The 15,954-nt window shown below is 48.9% G+C and carries 17 protein-coding genes; 12 read left to right on the top strand and 5 right to left on the bottom strand.

All coding sequences use genetic code 11. From position 1 onward, the window contains the following. Window positions 1-98: 98 nt before the first annotated feature. From ACJ2PR_RS00745 to ACJ2PR_RS00720, 6 genes are all read left to right on the top strand, one after another. On the top strand, window positions 99-1,250 hold the full coding sequence (locus ACJ2PR_RS00745) for a glycosyltransferase (protein ID WP_446875562.1): 1,152 nt from the start codon (window positions 99-101) through the stop codon (window positions 1,248-1,250). After that, entirely contained in the window at window positions 1,250-2,344 is a 1,095-nt protein-coding gene (locus tag ACJ2PR_RS00740; RefSeq protein WP_446875561.1) for a glycosyltransferase family 4 protein, read from the top strand. The genes ACJ2PR_RS00745 and ACJ2PR_RS00740 overlap by 1 nt, the downstream gene beginning before the upstream one ends. Then, the gene (locus ACJ2PR_RS00735; protein ID WP_446875560.1) at window positions 2,341-3,750 is read left to right on the top strand and encodes an SLBB domain-containing protein; all 1,410 of its coding nucleotides are present in this window, start codon (window positions 2,341-2,343) and stop codon (window positions 3,748-3,750) included. Before ACJ2PR_RS00740 ends, ACJ2PR_RS00735 begins: the two co-directional genes overlap by 4 nt. Before the next feature lie 544 nt (window positions 3,751-4,294). Further along, window positions 4,295-4,459, top strand: coding sequence for a hypothetical protein (locus ACJ2PR_RS00730; protein WP_446875559.1), 165 nt, complete (start codon window positions 4,295-4,297; stop codon window positions 4,457-4,459). 29 nt (window positions 4,460-4,488) lie between these two features. Continuing rightward, window positions 4,489-5,466 carry a pentapeptide repeat-containing protein gene (locus tag ACJ2PR_RS00725; protein ID WP_446875558.1) on the top strand — a complete coding sequence of 326 codons (978 nt, stop codon included), beginning with the start codon at window positions 4,489-4,491 and terminating at the stop codon, window positions 5,464-5,466. Between the two features lie 291 nt (window positions 5,467-5,757). Next, window positions 5,758-7,122, top strand: coding sequence for a hypothetical protein (locus tag ACJ2PR_RS00720; protein WP_446875557.1), 1,365 nt, complete (start codon window positions 5,758-5,760; stop codon window positions 7,120-7,122). A 176-nt stretch (window positions 7,123-7,298) separates the two neighbouring features. Here ACJ2PR_RS00720 and ureE read toward each other — a convergent pair whose 3' ends face one another. Beyond that, on the bottom strand, window positions 7,299-7,757 hold the full coding sequence (ureE, locus tag ACJ2PR_RS00715) for an urease accessory protein UreE (RefSeq protein WP_446875556.1): 459 nt from the start codon (window positions 7,755-7,757) through the stop codon (window positions 7,299-7,301). Between the two features lie 104 nt (window positions 7,758-7,861). On the opposite strand from ureE, the gene ACJ2PR_RS00710 reads away from it, so the two are divergent. Together ACJ2PR_RS00710 and ACJ2PR_RS00705 are read left to right on the top strand one after the other, a co-directional pair. Further along, the gene (locus ACJ2PR_RS00710; protein WP_446866255.1) at window positions 7,862-8,530 is read left to right on the top strand and encodes a TVP38/TMEM64 family protein; all 669 of its coding nucleotides are present in this window, start codon (window positions 7,862-7,864) and stop codon (window positions 8,528-8,530) included. After that, window positions 8,523-10,052, top strand: a complete 1,530-nt coding sequence (locus ACJ2PR_RS00705; RefSeq protein ID WP_446875555.1) for a mercuric reductase — start codon at window positions 8,523-8,525, stop codon at window positions 10,050-10,052. Before ACJ2PR_RS00710 ends, ACJ2PR_RS00705 begins: the two co-directional genes overlap by 8 nt. 2 nt (window positions 10,053-10,054) lie before the next feature. Here ACJ2PR_RS00705 and ACJ2PR_RS00700 read toward each other — a convergent pair whose 3' ends face one another. Continuing rightward, the gene (locus ACJ2PR_RS00700) at window positions 10,055-10,924 is read right to left on the bottom strand and encodes a DUF6671 family protein (protein ID WP_446875554.1); all 870 of its coding nucleotides are present in this window, start codon (window positions 10,922-10,924) and stop codon (window positions 10,055-10,057) included. A 147-nt stretch (window positions 10,925-11,071) separates the two neighbouring features. On the opposite strand from ACJ2PR_RS00700, the gene ACJ2PR_RS00695 reads away from it, so the two are divergent. The 3 genes from ACJ2PR_RS00695 to ACJ2PR_RS00685 are packed head-to-tail and all read left to right on the top strand — an operon-like array spanning window position 11,072 to window position 12,420. Continuing rightward, window positions 11,072-11,965 carry an MBL fold metallo-hydrolase gene (locus tag ACJ2PR_RS00695; protein WP_446875553.1) on the top strand — a complete coding sequence of 298 codons (894 nt, stop codon included), beginning with the start codon at window positions 11,072-11,074 and terminating at the stop codon, window positions 11,963-11,965. 21 nt (window positions 11,966-11,986) lie between these two features. Beyond that, on the top strand, window positions 11,987-12,265 hold the full coding sequence (locus ACJ2PR_RS00690) for a DUF2358 domain-containing protein (protein ID WP_446875552.1): 279 nt from the start codon (window positions 11,987-11,989) through the stop codon (window positions 12,263-12,265). Continuing rightward, entirely contained in the window at window positions 12,250-12,420 is a 171-nt protein-coding gene (locus ACJ2PR_RS00685) for a hypothetical protein (RefSeq protein ID WP_446875551.1), read from the top strand. Before ACJ2PR_RS00690 ends, ACJ2PR_RS00685 begins: the two co-directional genes overlap by 16 nt. Here the strand turns inward: ACJ2PR_RS00685 and ACJ2PR_RS00680 are convergent. Then, a complete protein-coding gene (locus tag ACJ2PR_RS00680) occupies window positions 12,409-12,681 on the bottom strand; it encodes a hypothetical protein (protein WP_446866249.1) in 273 nt (90 codons plus the stop codon). The genes ACJ2PR_RS00685 and ACJ2PR_RS00680 overlap by 12 nt on opposite strands. A 63-nt stretch (window positions 12,682-12,744) precedes the next feature. On the opposite strand from ACJ2PR_RS00680, the gene ACJ2PR_RS00675 reads away from it, so the two are divergent. Beyond that, window positions 12,745-13,530 carry an SAM hydrolase/SAM-dependent halogenase family protein gene (locus ACJ2PR_RS00675; protein ID WP_446866248.1) on the top strand — a complete coding sequence of 262 codons (786 nt, stop codon included), beginning with the start codon at window positions 12,745-12,747 and terminating at the stop codon, window positions 13,528-13,530. 271 nt (window positions 13,531-13,801) lie between these two features. Here the strand turns inward: ACJ2PR_RS00675 and ACJ2PR_RS00670 are convergent, their stop codons facing one another. Together ACJ2PR_RS00670 and ACJ2PR_RS00665 are read right to left on the bottom strand one after the other, a co-directional pair. Further along, window positions 13,802-14,008 (bottom strand): hypothetical protein, encoded by a 207-nt coding sequence (locus tag ACJ2PR_RS00670; RefSeq protein WP_446875550.1) that lies wholly within the window; start codon window positions 14,006-14,008, stop codon window positions 13,802-13,804. 514 nt (window positions 14,009-14,522) lie between these two features. After that, the gene (locus tag ACJ2PR_RS00665) at window positions 14,523-15,737 is read right to left on the bottom strand and encodes an AAA family ATPase (protein ID WP_446866245.1); all 1,215 of its coding nucleotides are present in this window, start codon (window positions 15,735-15,737) and stop codon (window positions 14,523-14,525) included. Window positions 15,738-15,954: the final 217 nt, after the last annotated feature.

The raw sequence follows: 15,954 nt of genomic DNA, 5'->3' as shown, positions 1-15,954 counted from the left end.
TCAAGAGATAGGCAGATTGATAGAGGCGGTGGTCTTACAAACCCTCAAGCGAGTCTCACTTCCGGGAGAGGTATTTGATCACGAGTCGGGTCATCCTCATGAAGGTTGGCGCATATGAATATATGACACTCAAACAGACTTCGGTAGGTGTGTTTCTTCCAGCTTTAGCAGGAGGGGGTGCAGAAAAGGCAATGTTACATCTGGCACAGGGTTTGGCCGAGCGGGGAATCAAAACTGATCTGGTGCTGGCAGAGGCAGAAGGCGATTATTTGGAGCAGGTTTCGTCGGATGTCAGGTTAGTTGATCTCAAGTCCAAGTTTCCGATCGTACTCTCCAAAACCCTGGCACTCCAACGCTATTTGCAGCGAGAACAGCCAACCGTCTTGTTTTCAGCGTTGGATATTGTCAGTTCTTCTCTCTGGGCAAAGTGGGGATCAAGAGTGCCAACTCGCGTCGTGATGTGTGTCCAAACTTACTTGTCGGAACAGTTTAGACATGACGAATCCAGCACGCTTAAGAAACTCCGCCCTCAGATGGTGCGCTGGCTATATCCACGATCGGACGAGCTTGTGGCTGCCTCCAAGGGCACGGCTGCTGATCTGGCACAGATTATCGATTTACCGCTCGATCGAATTCGCGTCATTTATAATCCCGTCGTCACGCCAGACGTTTTAGAAAAAAGTCAAGCAGCCGTCGATCATCCCTGGTTTGCGCCTGGAGAACTGCCCGTGATTTTGGGTGTGGGTCGTCTGGTTAACCAAAAGGACTTTTCTAATCTGATCAATGCTTTTGCCCAAGTGCGAAGAGTGCGCCCGGCGCGGCTGATGATTCTAGGCGAAGGAGAGCAGCGCCAACTATTAGAAGATCTGGTTCTCAAACTGGGTTTAGAAAACGATGTAGCCATGCCGGGATTTGTGGACAACCCTTACGCCTACATGTCCAAAGCGGCTGTGTTTGCGCTGTCTTCTAAATATGAAGGATTTGGCAATGTGGTGGCTGAAGCGATCGCCACGGGTACGCCTGTCGTCTCGACCGATTGCCCCAGCGGCCCCGCCGAAATTTTGGACAACGGCAATTATGGAAAACTGGTGCCTGTCTGCGATTCGACCGCTCTGGCTAAGGCCATTTTAGAAACGCTGGATCATCCCATTGACCGAGGAATCTTGAGGCGACGATCGCTAGACTTTTCAACCGATTGTGTCGTCGATCAGTACATGGAAGTTTTAGAACGCATCACCCAAAACAACTGATGAGAATCCTGCATGTCCTCAACGATATTGAAAAGCTGGGTAACGGCATTATCAACGCAGCGATCGATCTGGCGTGTTTGCAGTCTCGATCGGGGCATGAGGTGGCGATCGCATCCGGTGGCGGTGAATATGAAACGTTGCTCACTCAGTTTGGCATTCAGCATTTTAGGTTTGACCAGCGCAGACGGCCGATTCCTTTGATGAAAGCGATCGGGCGGTTTGGAGAGATCATTCGCAGATTTGAGCCAGAAATCGTTCATACCCACATGATGACGGGCGTGGTCTTGGCCAGACTGCTCAAGGGAACTGCAAACTACTTGATCGTTTCTACGGTTCACAATGAATTTCAGCGCAGTGCAATTTTGATGGGGCTGGCTGATCGCGTGATTGCTATTAGTCAAGCCGTTGCGATTTCGATGCAAAAGCGAGGAATTTCACCTGACAAACTGCGCGTCGTCGCCAACGGAACGCTAGGCAGTCCTCGGATTCCTCCCCTTCCAACCATCGAACCTGTAGCCTTGCAGCATCCTGCGATCGTCACTGTAGCCGGAATGTTTCGTCGTAAGGGCATTACGAATCTGATTCAGGCGTTTGGTCAACTGGCAAACCGCTTTCCAACCGCTCATTTATATCTAGTCGGAGACGGGCCAGATCGACCTGAATTTGAACAACTCGCCCGTCAAGCCCCCTTTGGCGATCGCATCCACTTTGAAGGCTTTCAACCAGAACCTCAGCGTTATCTATTGGCGACCGACATTTTTGTGCTGGCTTCGCACCGAGAGCCGTTTGGTTTAGTTCTGTCTGAAGCGCGGGAGGCCGGATGCGCGATCGTCGCCAGCGATGTAGACGGCATTCCTGAAGTGCTGGAACAGGGACGCAGAGGGCTTTTGGTGCCGCCAAGAGACGAGATGGCTTTGGCCAACGCACTGTCTCAACTGTTGTCAAACCCAGAAAGCCTACGAAATTGGCAATATCAGTCTCAGCAAAATCTAGAGTGGCTAACCGTCGATCGCGTGCATCGAGAAACGCTAAAAATTTACCAGGGGGCGATCGCTCCCGTTGGGCTATCTGTTCTCAAAGGAGAAGCGCGATGATCAAAAAAACGGCACTCTGGCTGACAGTGACGATCGGATGGGTCAGTCTAGCGACTCCAACACTTGCTCAAACCGCTCCCACAGCTCAACCTGCCGCGCCCGTTATGGCAGACGAAGGTTATTTATTAGGAGCGGGCGATCGTCTCAAGCTCGACATTTTTAGCGTTCCAGAGTATAGCGGCGAATATCAAGTGCTGGCAGATGGCACCTTAAATCTTCCTTTAGCTGGGAGTGTAGCAGTCCGAGGATTGACGCTCAAACAGGCTTCTGGTGCGATTTCTAGACAATATCAAGAATGGCTGGCCCGTCCGGTGATTACCGTCAGTTTGCTGGCTTCGCGGCCGATTCAAGTCTCTGTCGCGGGAGAAGTGCCTCGTCCCGGTTCTTACACCACAACGCTCACTGAATCGGGCATTCCCACGCTGACCAAAATGGTGCAACTGGCAGGCGGAGTCAACCAATCAGCCGATCTGCAACGAGTCCAAATCATTCGTCGCAAACCCGGACAAAATGCGGGCACCCAGACCTTGAATGTGGATTTGCGGCAACTGCTGCGATCGGGCGACATTAGTCAAGATTTACCGTTACGAGATGGCGATCGCATTCTCATTCCCGCAGCGACGGCGATCAATGTAGACGAAGCGAACCTGATTGCCAACTCCAGCATTTCGGTCAGCAATGATCAGCCGCTCAGTATTATCGTCGCAGGCGAGGTCAACCGTCCCGGCCCACACAGCATTCGGGGAGAAGTCACCCCTCAAACTGGAGCAGGCGGCCCAACGACAACCGTGAGCCAAAAGATTCAGGTGCCCACCGTGACCAGAGCGCTACAACTGGCAGGAGGCATTACGGGAGCCGCCAACATTCGTGATATTGAGGTGCGCCGAAGAACGAATTCTGGAGGCGAACAGGTCGTGAGAGTCAATCTGTTTCAACTGATTCAGGCCGGGGATGCGCGACAGGATATTCCTTTACAAAATGGCGATCGCGTCATCGTTCCCACAGCGACCGCGTTGACTCCCCAGGATGCCGCCACGATCGCCAGAGCCAGTTTTTCGCCCGACTCGATCAATGTGACGATCGCGGGAGAAGTGATCAAGCCTGGAACGCTCCAGTTGCCCACCAACACAACTTTGAATCAGGCACTTCTGGCCGCTGGGGGCTTTAATCCTCGTGCCAAGAAGCGATCGGTCGAATTTCTCCGCCTCAACCCCAATGGAACCGTCGAACGCCGCTCGATCGCTCTGGACTTTAATCAAGGCATTAACGACCAGACCAATCCACCATTGCGAAATAACGATACGATCGTCGTCGGCAAATCAGGTCTCGCTGGGGTTGGGGACGCTTTGGGCACCGTCTTTTCTCCGCTCACAGGCATTTTGGGTATCTTTAATTTCTTCCGTTAATTCGTAAAACTCAACCTACAAAAGTCGCTAGTGCAGGTGGTTTCGTCGCTCAGAAGCGGAACCTCTGCGCTAGGATCTTGTTATGCAGATTGTCTCAATAGAAAGCCAGGGAATTCAGAATTTGGACTTTAGACAGACGTGAATTCGATGAGAGTTTTTTCGCTTCGTTGTTCACCGCTTCTGCCCCCCAACCCCCCAATTTTGGGGGACTTTCAGAGAGGAACTCTGGTTCAAAGTCCCTCACTCGTGGGGGATTTAGGGGGCGTTCCCGGATCTAAAAGCGAAGCGTTCATCGAACTGACGTTAAACAGAGACAGATTTCAGTCTTTAGTCCAATGTCTAACGTCTAACGCCCAGCATCTTTCTACTTACTTTTCTAGACTGATTATTCTCTCTTATCTATTTGATTTGCCAAACCTATTAAATCAGTCTTTACTTCCAGCCAACCCTGTGAAGTTGGGACTACACTGTGTAGACGGACAAGCCTACTCGTTTGTAGGTTCAGAATGAGAAATCGGAATTGGCTCAGAGACGCAGAAAACTCATGAATCACGACCCTTCTATCCATCCTTCTAAACGACTTGACTATCCTTTTGGTGTGGGGGCATTCTGGCATTTTCGCGTCGGTTTCAACTCAGTCAAGCCGACTACTTCACTGGGGAGCGTGCGCGTTGACCCCTTGAGAAACTGCAAAACAGCCGCTCTGTAGATGATCGAATGGTATAGGGGGTGAAGTAGATGAGCGAGTTAGACCGTTGTTATCGAATTTTGGGACTTGAGCCTGGCGCTTCGACCGAAGAGGTGAATCAGGCGTACAAAGACTTGGTGTTTATTTGGCATCCCGATCGTTTGCCAAAAGATAATTCTCGCCTGCTGCAAAAAGCGGAAGAAAAGCTAAAGGAAATCAATCACGCAAGGGATACGTTGAGATCTCAGGGGCGCGATCGCAAACCTCAACCCCAGCCCGCTCAGTCTCGTCCTCCAGCTTCCAGCTATTATCAGTCTTACTATTACCGTCCGCCTCAAGCGTCACAAACGCATCAAAACGCGCAACATTCGACCAACGGGCATTCCACTCAGTCTAAAACTCACACCAACGGACATTCTGCCTCAAGCCATTCTCAAAACCATTCGCAAAACCATTCCCAGAGCCACGCTCAGAATGGTCACACCAAACACGAGCAAAAACCTCACCAATCAACGGAGCAGAGTTACTACACCCAGTCTCACTATCGAGCGGAATATCATCGCCCCCAGACACCGCCCCCACCATCCCCTGCGCCTCACCCGCCTCAGTCTTACTATTCTCAGCAGTATTATCGCCAGTCTCAGACACCGCCCCGGCCCAGTACGCCCGACTTGAGCGGCTCTGATTTACATGGGGCAAACCTGCAAGAAAAAGATCTGTCAGGTCGCAATCTCAGCCACGCCAACTTGAGCAACGCCAACCTGAGTGATGCCTTTTTACACAAGGTCAATTTAGAAGGTGCCAATTTGTTTAAGGCCAACCTGTTTCGGGCAAATCTGTTGGGGGCCAATTTGAGCAAAGCAGATCTACGAGAAACGAATTTAATTGGCGCGGATTTTAGTGGAGCCGACTTACGGGGAGCCGATTTGCGTGGGGCAAAGATTGGGTTTGACGATCGCATTATGGTCAAACTCACGGGAGCCTTTCTCACCGGAGCCATCATGCCCAACGGCAAGGTTCACGAGTGAATTTTGACACCAAACTCCATACCAAACTCTACGGAATTGCGCTCAAAGATCTGTAGGTGTTAGAGATAAACATCAGGGGAATCCTGAGACTAGTCTTTTAACGTGAATTCGATGAAGTTTTCTCGCTTCGTGATTCAGCACTTCTGCCCCCCAACCCCCCCAATTTTGGGGGACTTTGAGACAATATTTCTCGTTCAAAGTCCCTCACTTGTGGGGGATTTAGGGGGCTGAAGCCGATTGAAACGAAGCGAGTCACTCTCATCGAACCGACGTTCTTTTAACATCTGACCTATGCCGCGTCTGAACGATCGAGCCTTTACCCTTTTGCAAGTCGAAATTCAGAACTCTTTTAGCGATTCGGCTCTACAAGTCCAGCGAGAATTAACCCTGAGACGGCTCGAAAGATTTCGGACGCAGGAAGGATCGCCGCTCAGTTATGACGAAATTCGAGGGGCGATCGTAGACCTTTTACCCGATTTCCCCGAAAAAGTTCTGAAAGCGGCCGCCAAAGCCAATGGTTCACCTAGAACTACAAAACCGTCAGCAAAACCTTCGTCAAAGTCCTCCTCAATTCCGTGGGGTGCGATTAAGCTGTCGTCAGTTGCCCTGCTGCTGATAGCTGGCGGACTTTATGTGGTCAATCTCCCGATCCCGGCGCTGCGGTGGTCTGTGGCGCGATCGATGCCCATTCTCTTAATTCCCAGCTTTATGAGTATGGACAGCCACTATCGAGGCGCGATCGATGCCGTTGAGCAGGCTGACCAATTGATCAATCAAGCGACCGCCCCCGAAGATTTTGAGTTGGGCGGCACCAAAGTAAAGGAAGCACAACAGCATTTGGAGGCGTTGCCCGTCTGGTTTGTCGGCTATTATCCGCGTCAGTATTGCAGTTTTGTGCAGTGCCGTTGGCGATTTACGCTGGATGAGTTTCGGTCTGCCAGAGAGAATGTGGCTCGCATGGAGGCGAAGTTGTTTCAAGAAGGCAACGCCCGTACGCAACTCGAAGAAAAAGAGCAGGCCCTTGACGAAGCGAAACAGGCTTACAGTCAGGCAAAAGATAATAGTGGTCGTCAGAAAGCGATCGCTCAATGGCAGACGGCGATCGATGCGCTCAAAAAAATTCCTGAGCAAACTTTGGCAGGTCGGATGTCACAGAAAACGATTGAGGCGGCCGATCGTGATTTTCAGCAGGTCGTTGGATTCGCCGCAGACAACACGCGCACAGGCAACTGGATGCAAGCCGCAAAAGAATTCGCTCAGGCCGCCAGTCAAGGGAAATCACCCAAAAATTTGACCGAGTTGCAGGAAACGAAAGGATTGTGGGAAGAAGCCATCGATCGCCTCGAAAAAATCACCGTAGACGATCCCGATTTTAGAGAAGCCCAAAAGCAACTGGTTGCCTACAAACAATCTCTCAGCGCGGTTGAAATTCAGATGCAGGCAGAGAGAGAGTCTGTACAGGCGTTTCAAGAAGCCCAGCGGCTGAGGCAGACTTTACTTGCGATTACGATGAACGATCCAAATGGACTCGATCGCGGTCGTGCGGCCCGTTCTCTCCAAGAAATCGTTGACGAACTTCAAAAGGTAAAGCAGGGAACTACCGTCTATGCCGAGGCTCAAAACTTGATGAAAGCCGCCGAAAAGCGCCTCAAATAAATTAACGTCAGTTCGATGAACGCTTCGCTTTTAGATCCAGGAACGCCCCCTAAATCCCCCACGAGTGAGGGACTTTGAACCAGAACTCCTCTCTTAAAGTCCCCCAAAATTGGGGGGTTGGGGGGCAGAAGCCGTGAACAACGAAGCGAAAAAACTCTCATCGAATTCACGTTAAATTAGTGATGGCTGTGTGACCCGTAAGCACCTGTTTCTGGCTGAAAGGGGGCGATTTCCTCAATGACTTGCAGCCTGCGATGATGAAGTAGATCCTGTAAAACCGAGTCTGGAGAAAGTCGCAAATAGGCTTCGGTAATCTCGATCGCCACATGTCGATTGCCCAAATGATAAGCCGCTTGTAGCAGATCGATCGGATTGCTTGCCGTTACCGTGATCACTGGTTCAGGTTTGGCACAAATTTCAGCGATCTCACCGGACTCAGATTGCAGGCGATCGCCATTTCTCAACGTCGTGCCTCTGGGCAAATTGAGATACACTGCTTGACCTGCGTCAGTTTGAAATAGGTGGCGCGATCGCGATCGTTCTTCAGCCATTAGAGAAAGTCGGTGTTGCACTGCGCCATGATGATGAATTCGCTGAGTAAAGATGAGGGTTGCGCCGCTCGTAGAAGGGATCATGAGAAAAGTCTACTGTTAAGAATAATTTTTTGAAGGGTGAATTGCGGCTGAGGAATCATTCTAAGCTAATGTAAATCCAGCCAAGTTAGAACGGCATATTTTTAATGTTTACTCTAGACTTTGTTTCAGTGATTGCTGCATTGAATATTCAAGAGGGGCTGCAAGAATCATTAACCTGGATTCAAAGTTTGGGCGCTGTAGGTGCAGTTGTATTCATCGGGCTATACATTCTAGCAACTGTTCTATTCATTCCCGGAACGATTCTCACTTTAGGCGCAGGCGTTGTCTTTGGTGTTGTATTTGGATCAATTTATGTATTCATTGGGGCCACTCTAGGAGGAACGGCGGCGTTTTTGATCGGACGATATCTAGCGCGGGGCTGGGTTTCTCACAAGATTGCAGACAATTCTAAATTTAAAGCGATCGATCAATCCGTGGCGCAATCCGGCTTCAAAATTGTGTTGCTGACTCGCTTATCTCCGATCTTTCCATTTGTTTTGCTCAACTATGCGTTAGGGGTGACACAGGTTTCACTTAAGGATTTTGTGTTGGGGTCGATCGGCATGATTCCCGCGACCGTTTTATATGTTTACATCGGGTCTTTAGCTGCAAATTTAGCCACCCTGGGCACCCCCAATCAGACGGCTCAAACGGCACAATGGATCTTTAGAATTGTCGGGTTGATTGCCACGATCGCCGTGACAGTTTACATTACCCGAATCGCCCAAAAAGCCCTCAACGACAGTGTTTCATCAGGAGAATCCGATGGTTAATCCAGTGACAATCGCCCCAATGGATGTGCATAATCAGCTTTTGATTTCGCAGGTTCACCCCAATGATTGGATCAATCCTGAACCCGTCGATCGCTACGATCTGGTTGTCATCGGTGCGGGAACTGCCGGATTAGTCGTCGCTGCTGGAGCCGCCGGATTAGGATTAGGGCTGAAGGTGGCGATCGTTGAAAAGCATTTGATGGGCGGTGATTGTTTGAATGTGGGCTGTGTGCCGTCCAAAACGATGATTCGCTCCTCTAGAATTGCCGCTGAGATGCGAAATTCTCACCCGTTTGGCATTCATTCATCAGATGTTGAGGTTGATTTTGCGGCTGTGATGGAGCGGGTTAGACGGATTCGAGCCGGAATTAGTGATGTTGATTCTGCCCAACGATTTCAAAAATTGGGGGTCGATGTGTTTTTGGGTGAGGCGCGGTTTGTGGATGGTCAAACGATCGCCGTTGCAGACAAATTGCTTCGCTTTAAAAAGGCAGTGATTGCAACCGGGGCAAGAGCGTCCCAACCAGACATTCCGGGGCTTACAGAGGTGGGATACTTGACCAATGAAACAGTTTTTTCGCTCACAGAGCGGCCTCGACGGTTGGGAATTATTGGCGGCGGTGCGATCGGCTGTGAGTTTGCCCAAACATTCCAACGACTCGGCTGTGAAGTGGTTTTGTTACATAAGAATGATCACATTCTCGATCGCGAAGATAATGACGCAGCGGAGATCATTCAACGAACATTCATTAAAGAAGGCGTAAAGCTGTTTTTACAATGCACCGTGGAACGAGTTGAGAAAACCTCCGAAGGCAAAGTGATTCACTTTAGGAACGCGAGTGGAAATGATATCGTCACCGTCGATGAAATTCTAATTGGAGTCGGGCGATCGCCCAATGTCGAAAAATTAAATCTGGAAGCGATCGGCGTTGAGTACGACAAACGAGGCGTGAAAGTCAACGATTATCTACAGACGACGAATCCCAAAATCTACGCTGCGGGAGACATCTGCATGAATTGGAAGTTTACTCACGCCGCCGACGCAGCCGCCCGAATTGTAATCAAAAACACGCTCTTTTCACCCTTTGGTTTGGGGCGTTCTAAATTAAGTAGTCTGGTCATGCCTTGGGCAACTTACACCGATCCAGAAGTCGCGCATGTAGGACTGTATGAGCACGAGATCCGCGCTAAAGGATTAGAGTTTGACACGATTAAAATTCCGTTTGAGAAGGTCGATCGCGCGATCGCAGACGGCGAAACCGATGGCTTTGTCAAAATTCTGCACAAAAAAGGCTCCGATCAAATTTTGGGAGCTACGATCGTGGCTCGTCATGCGGGTGATTTGATCAGTGAGGTGACGCTGGCGATCGTCGGTAAGCGCGGTTTAAATACTTTGTCTGGCGTGATTCACCCTTATCCTACGCAGGCAGAAGCGATCAAAAAAGCAGCCGATGCCTACCGTCGTACTTTGTTAACGCCCAACTCAAAGCGCATTTTGGGATTTCTCACCAAACTGTCCTAAATTTAAGGATTGCAAAAGGGACATTGGGCAGGGTCAGCTGATCGCACCCCTTGAGGAAACAGAATTTCTTCTTGAAAACCACATTTCTGACAACGATAAAGATGAGACAGCGTTTGATTTGTAGGCGATCCGCACCAGTCACAGAGTAATCCTGATTTGTGTTCTATTAATTCAAACCCAGGAGTCAAACAGCGTGTGCACGCATGATTAATCTTCTGTAATAAATCTTGTGTAGCTTGTGTGATCACTTTCATTCGAGTTGGATTGTACATCGCTCTCATATCCGTTTCAAGATGAATTGTGTTCGTGGTTAACGTTGAGAATTTAGCGATCGCTTCCTCTAACTTCTCCAGCGTTGTAATTCCCTTGCTCATTTGAGTCGAATTAGCATTCACTTTAGCAATCAGTCCATGTTCAGGAAAGCCAATTTTGAGTGCAAATTCTTTGGCTTCGTCAAAACAGGTCACCGATCGTTGACTAAAATTTGTCTCCATCGAAATCGCTTCCCCCACAATTTCTAAATCATTGGCGCGATCAATCAGCATCACCAATTCTCGATCGCAGGGCAAAATCGGCACCGCAGGATGAGGCGCAAAACTGCCTTCGCTGGCGATCGCTAAGTCTACTCCTGTCAAATCCATTGCCGTGATCGCTTTTTGTCTAGCCGCTTCTCGCTGATCGCCCACCCGTTTCACCTCACGAGTAAACGTCCCAAACACGTCGGTATCAAACGTTTGCGGCACGACGATGTGTATCCCCAACCCCGGTTCTAGAATGGGAGCGATCGCCCATTCCTTGTGATGCATCGTCGCCAAAACTGCCATCCGCCCTGCAAACATCATCCACACCTGACGAAAATTTCCTGCTCCCATTCTCCCAAATTCACAACTCTCAACAGAAACTTTTCCACAAACCATACTCGTTATGACTATGATCTAGATCAGTTTCCTCCCTCCTCCCTCCTCCTTCCTCCCTCCTCCCTTCTTCCCCCTCTCACTCCTCACCCCCCACTTCCCCCAATGGCTCACCTCACCCAACGCCGACCCGAAAATGTAGACGGTGATTTTTACGTCGATCGCACCTGCATCGATTGTGATACTTGCCGCTGGATGGCTCCCGAAATTTTTAGCCGCGAGTCGAGCATGTCTGCCGTTCATCATCAGCCCCAAAACGAGACCGAACGGCTTCGCGCAATGCAGGCGTTATTGTCCTGTCCGACGGCTTCGATCGGTACCGTTGAAAAACCCAAAGATATCAAATTCGCCCAGCAAAGTTTTCCGATTTTGATTGCTGAAAATGTTTTTCACTGCGGCTATCATGCTGAGAATTCTTTTGGGGCTGCGAGTTATTTGATCCAGCGACCTGAAGGAAATATTTTGGTCGATTCACCGCGTTTTTCTCCCCCATTGGTAAAGCAAATTGAGGAAATGGGCGGTATTCGTTATCTGTATTTGACCCATCGAGATGATGTGGCTGATCACCAAAAGTTTCACGATCATTTTGGGTGCGATCGTCTTCTCCACGCTGATGAAATTAATCGCAGTACTGAAAGCGTAGAAATCAAACTGACCGGATCTGATCCCTTTCAATTAGATTCAGAACTGTTGATTATTCCCGTTCCAGGACATACGAAGGGCCACACTGTTTTACTGTATCAAAATCAATTTTTGTTTACCGGAGATCATCTTGCCTGGTCTGATCGATTAAAGCAATTGATTGGCTTTCGAGAAGCCTGTTGGTACTCTTGGGATGAGTTGAAGCGATCGATGCAAGCTCTCTCTCATTACTCGTTTGAATGGGTGCTTCCTGGTCACGGACGACGATATCAGGCTGACGCAAAAACAATGCACCAGGAAATGCAAAAATGTCTTGCCTGGATGGGGTTAAATGTTGACAGTGGGGAATGGGATTAAAGAAGGGATGAGGGATGAAGGATGAGGGATGAACTGCAAGACAATCGAATTATTCAAACACTTGAACAAGACTTGCCAACCTTGTTTGAGAAAGACATTCGGTACGACATTTACACTCAAGATATTTTCTTCAAAGATCCGGTAAATATCTTTAAGGGAAAGTTTAATTACCGAATCATTTTCTGGACGCTGCGATTTCACGGTCGGCTGTTTTTTACACAGCTTTTCTTTGACCTGCACAAAGTTTCTCAAATTGATGAATTGACGATTTGGCAGAGTGGACGGTGCGCGGAACGTTGAGAGTTCCCTGGAAAGGACACGTCTTTTTTAACGGCACTTCAACCTACAGACTCACGCCAGAAGGGTTGATTTACAGTCACCTGGATCAATGGGATCGATCGCCACAAGCCATTCTCAAACAGTTTTTTCAGAAAGCTGAAGATTCAAGAATCTGAGGTAATTTGATCTTTTGAATTTGCCAATCTAAGTTGATGATTGTGGCTGTCAAACATCAGACAAAGCCCAAAATTCACTAACACCAAACTTAAGGTGCCAATCCAAAACCAGCCGTCACCGTTGATTTTATAAATCAGCGCCTCACCAAACACACTCAAACCAGCGCCGATCGCCAACAATCCACTCACCCCTTTCACCAACCACAAAACTTTTTCTCGCTGCATTTCTAAATCCTCTGATCGCGTAGCGAATTCTACCATTCAGGGCAGACTTCCTTTCGATAAAAGTCCGAGTATATTGGGCGTGAGGTTTTGGAGCAGCACATGTTTATCTCTCTGATTGCAGACTACGGGACGGGCGATCCGGCTTTTTCTGAAGTGACTCAGCGCCTGTTGATGGGCATTCCCAACGCACAAATTCAGCTTCTCTCAGTGCCGCCGTTTAGCACTTTGGCTACCGGATTTTGGATCGCGCAGTTGGGGTTGAATCCAGGGCCCGCCGATCGCTTGATCTACCACAATTGTGCGCCTCGCAAAGATGACCTGGAAGCTCGCCAAAACAACGAAGGAGAAGGCTTGACTTATGCGTTGCTGCCCAATGGGGTGAAGGTGGTCGGCGTGAATGCGGGCTATACGCTTTCGTTTATCAAGCCCTACGCCAAACAGTTGCAGATGATTAATGTGTCGCGGGGCGGTTCGCAGTTTCGATCGCGAGATGTCTTTCCCCCGGCGGCGGCGGCGATCGCAAACAATGATTTCAGCTTATTGGGCGAGTTGTTGAATTTGGATCAGATTGCAGATGCACCGAGCGATCGGGTCGCCTGGATTGATGGCTATGGCAATATCAAAACGACGATTCCCTCTCACACGGTCAAGCTTGCACCAGAGGCAAAAGTGGTGATTCGGATTGGGGATGTGGTCAGCGATGCCATTTATTCAGACGGGAGTTTTCGAGTTCCTGAAGGGACGCTGGCTTTTTCTCCGGGCAGTTCTGGCTGGAATGTTGACGGTCAAGAGATTCGCTGGATGGAGTTGTTTTTGCGCGGCGGCAACGCCTGGGAGCGATTTGGCAAACCTCGGATCAATCAACCCGTGACGCAATTAGGGTAAGCAAAATGGGCGTTGCTGATTGGAGGGATGAATCTGTGGGAAGTGTCCATCTTTTCGCCCCCTAAATCCCCCAAAATTGGGGGACTTTGAACCTTGGGGTTCCCGCCGCTTTGGGGCAATTCATCCCCTGATTCAGCAACGCCTTTTCGTAGGTTGGTGTTGAGCAACGCGAAACCCAACAGCAGCCTTTCTACCGTTGCTAACGTTGGGTTTCACCAGGTTCAACCCAACCTACCTGAAAAGATTTGTCAGTCCATCAGGACTTGCATCTCTAATCTTCTATCAGTTGCTTTAATTCATCAATGCTTGAGGAAAACTTCAATTCACCATTCTGCTCTTCGACTATGCTCGTCTGGTAGTTTTGGTATAATTCTCCCCGTCGCTCTTCCCTCAGGTATTGAGCTAAGAGAGTTTGAATCTCTTGTTTTTCTTCAAATGAGAGGACTTTGATTGCTTCCACCACGTCGCTAAAGCTCATGATTCGCCAGATATCCTTTAGTCTCTATGCCATTAATCTAACATGTCAAAAAAGGTACGATCGTCACCAAGCGATCGACCTCAATTTCTCAAAAACTCAAAACCAGCGTTCCACTAACAACTACAGCTTGAATATTGGAATATTGATAGATGAATTTGCGATCGTATCTCCACTAATAATTGAAGCTGTATCTAATTGAAGCTGTATCGTCGAACGTTTCAAATTTGTCTTCTGGTATAGACAAACCATCCTCTAAGGCAGCAATATAACCTACGATCGCTTCTCTAATATTGAATAGCGCTTCTTCTTTTTCCCTGACTGATACATCCTTTCAAGCTTGGACATTCTACAATCCAAATTCCATCTTCGTCTCTGTACAAAATTACTTGTCTCACATTTTGATTCAAATTAATTGATTAACCCGCATCTATGTTCATAAATAAATTACATCCCAATTGTGCCCTCATTAATTACTGGTAGAACAATCCTTCTAGCATCGGTTCGACTAGATTTCTTAGACAAAGCGGTGAATAAACTCGCAGATTAGATCGACTCGACCTTTGCGTAAGACTGCGGAATCGAGACGTTCAGTAGTATTGCAGGTCATCAAGACGACTAACTTCTGTTCTAGTTCGGAATGCAGATTGGAGCCGACGCTAATCACACTCTGATATAACGTGCCATCTAATAAACTCAGAATGTGTTCGGTTTTGCTGCTGCTTTGGGCGATTTCGGTAGAACGATCGTGCGCCAGATTATCCGCTTCATTGATAATCAGACAAATCCGTTCGAGATAAGACGGGGGCACAAAATTTTCAACCGCATCGTGATCCAGAATGAAAATTACATATCCTAGTGGAACGAGAACTTCTTTGGCGATCGCCTGCGTCCACGCAGTTTTTCCCGTCCCCGGATCGCCATGCACCACGACGGCCAACCGTCCCTGCTCAATCACCGCCTGCTGAACGGCATCCGTAAAGCTCTGCACTTCTGCCGGAAAGCTGCGAATTGGATATTGAGCATGAATTTTTCCGACACGGCTTTGATACCCACTCAACATGACAGCTAATCCGTAGGTGGCTTTGCTGATTAGAGGGGTTAAATCCTTAGCCATTAGCGTGTAGAAGCGACGACCCCGATCGAGATAGTCAATCTGCAACCAAACTTCATGTGCTGCCCAGTAAGAATAGGCACTGGTAATCACATCTAGCCGCTCCCAACTGACAAACCGATCGGGCGGAAGATAAAAGTAGCGATCGAGATAATATTGCGTCACCAGATCGGGACGACCCAGAAATTCGAGAATTTGGCGAATGGTGGTTTCTTGAAGACGATTGAGAACGAAGTCGATCGGAATGCTGTTACGACTGACAATCTGACGCACGGGCATTTCGACGGTTAGCGCATCGGCATAGCGGTAATCAGGCGCAGGCGGATCGGGCGTGATGTAGTTCCAAAATTCGTCCAGATCGTAGCGATTGTTTTGAGAAAATAAGCTCGTCAGATTGGCCCACCATGCGTAATTGGTGCGTCCCAGCGTATCGGCGGCGTTGCTGACAATTCCCATGATCCGACGATTCAATTCTGACGTGTCGTTGGCGAGTAGCTGCGTGATGTGGCTCCAGTCAAACTCGCGATACAGCGGCCGCCAACCCGACGCAAGTAGCCCTTGCCCTTTGAGCTTGTTTTGGTCAGAGTTGCCAAAGTTGAAAAAGTCGGGTTGAGTCATGAGAAGTCGGGATGAGGGAGGAGGGAGGAGGGATGAAAGTATTGATGAGTCACTTCATCCGGTTCCAGTCATGCACAATACCAGTCATGCACAATACATTAGCGTAAATTTGATGAATGCCTTCGCTGTGGTTGCAGATTCAGGGTGCCTCCTAAATTCCCTATCAATAAAGGACTTTGAACCGCAATTCTTCTCTGAAAGTCTCCCAGAATGGGAA

Source organism: Phormidesmis sp. 146-33 (genome assembly GCF_052939515.1).
The sequence above is the reverse complement of the archived record's forward strand: the minus strand, read 5'-3'. Positions and strand labels throughout refer to the sequence as shown.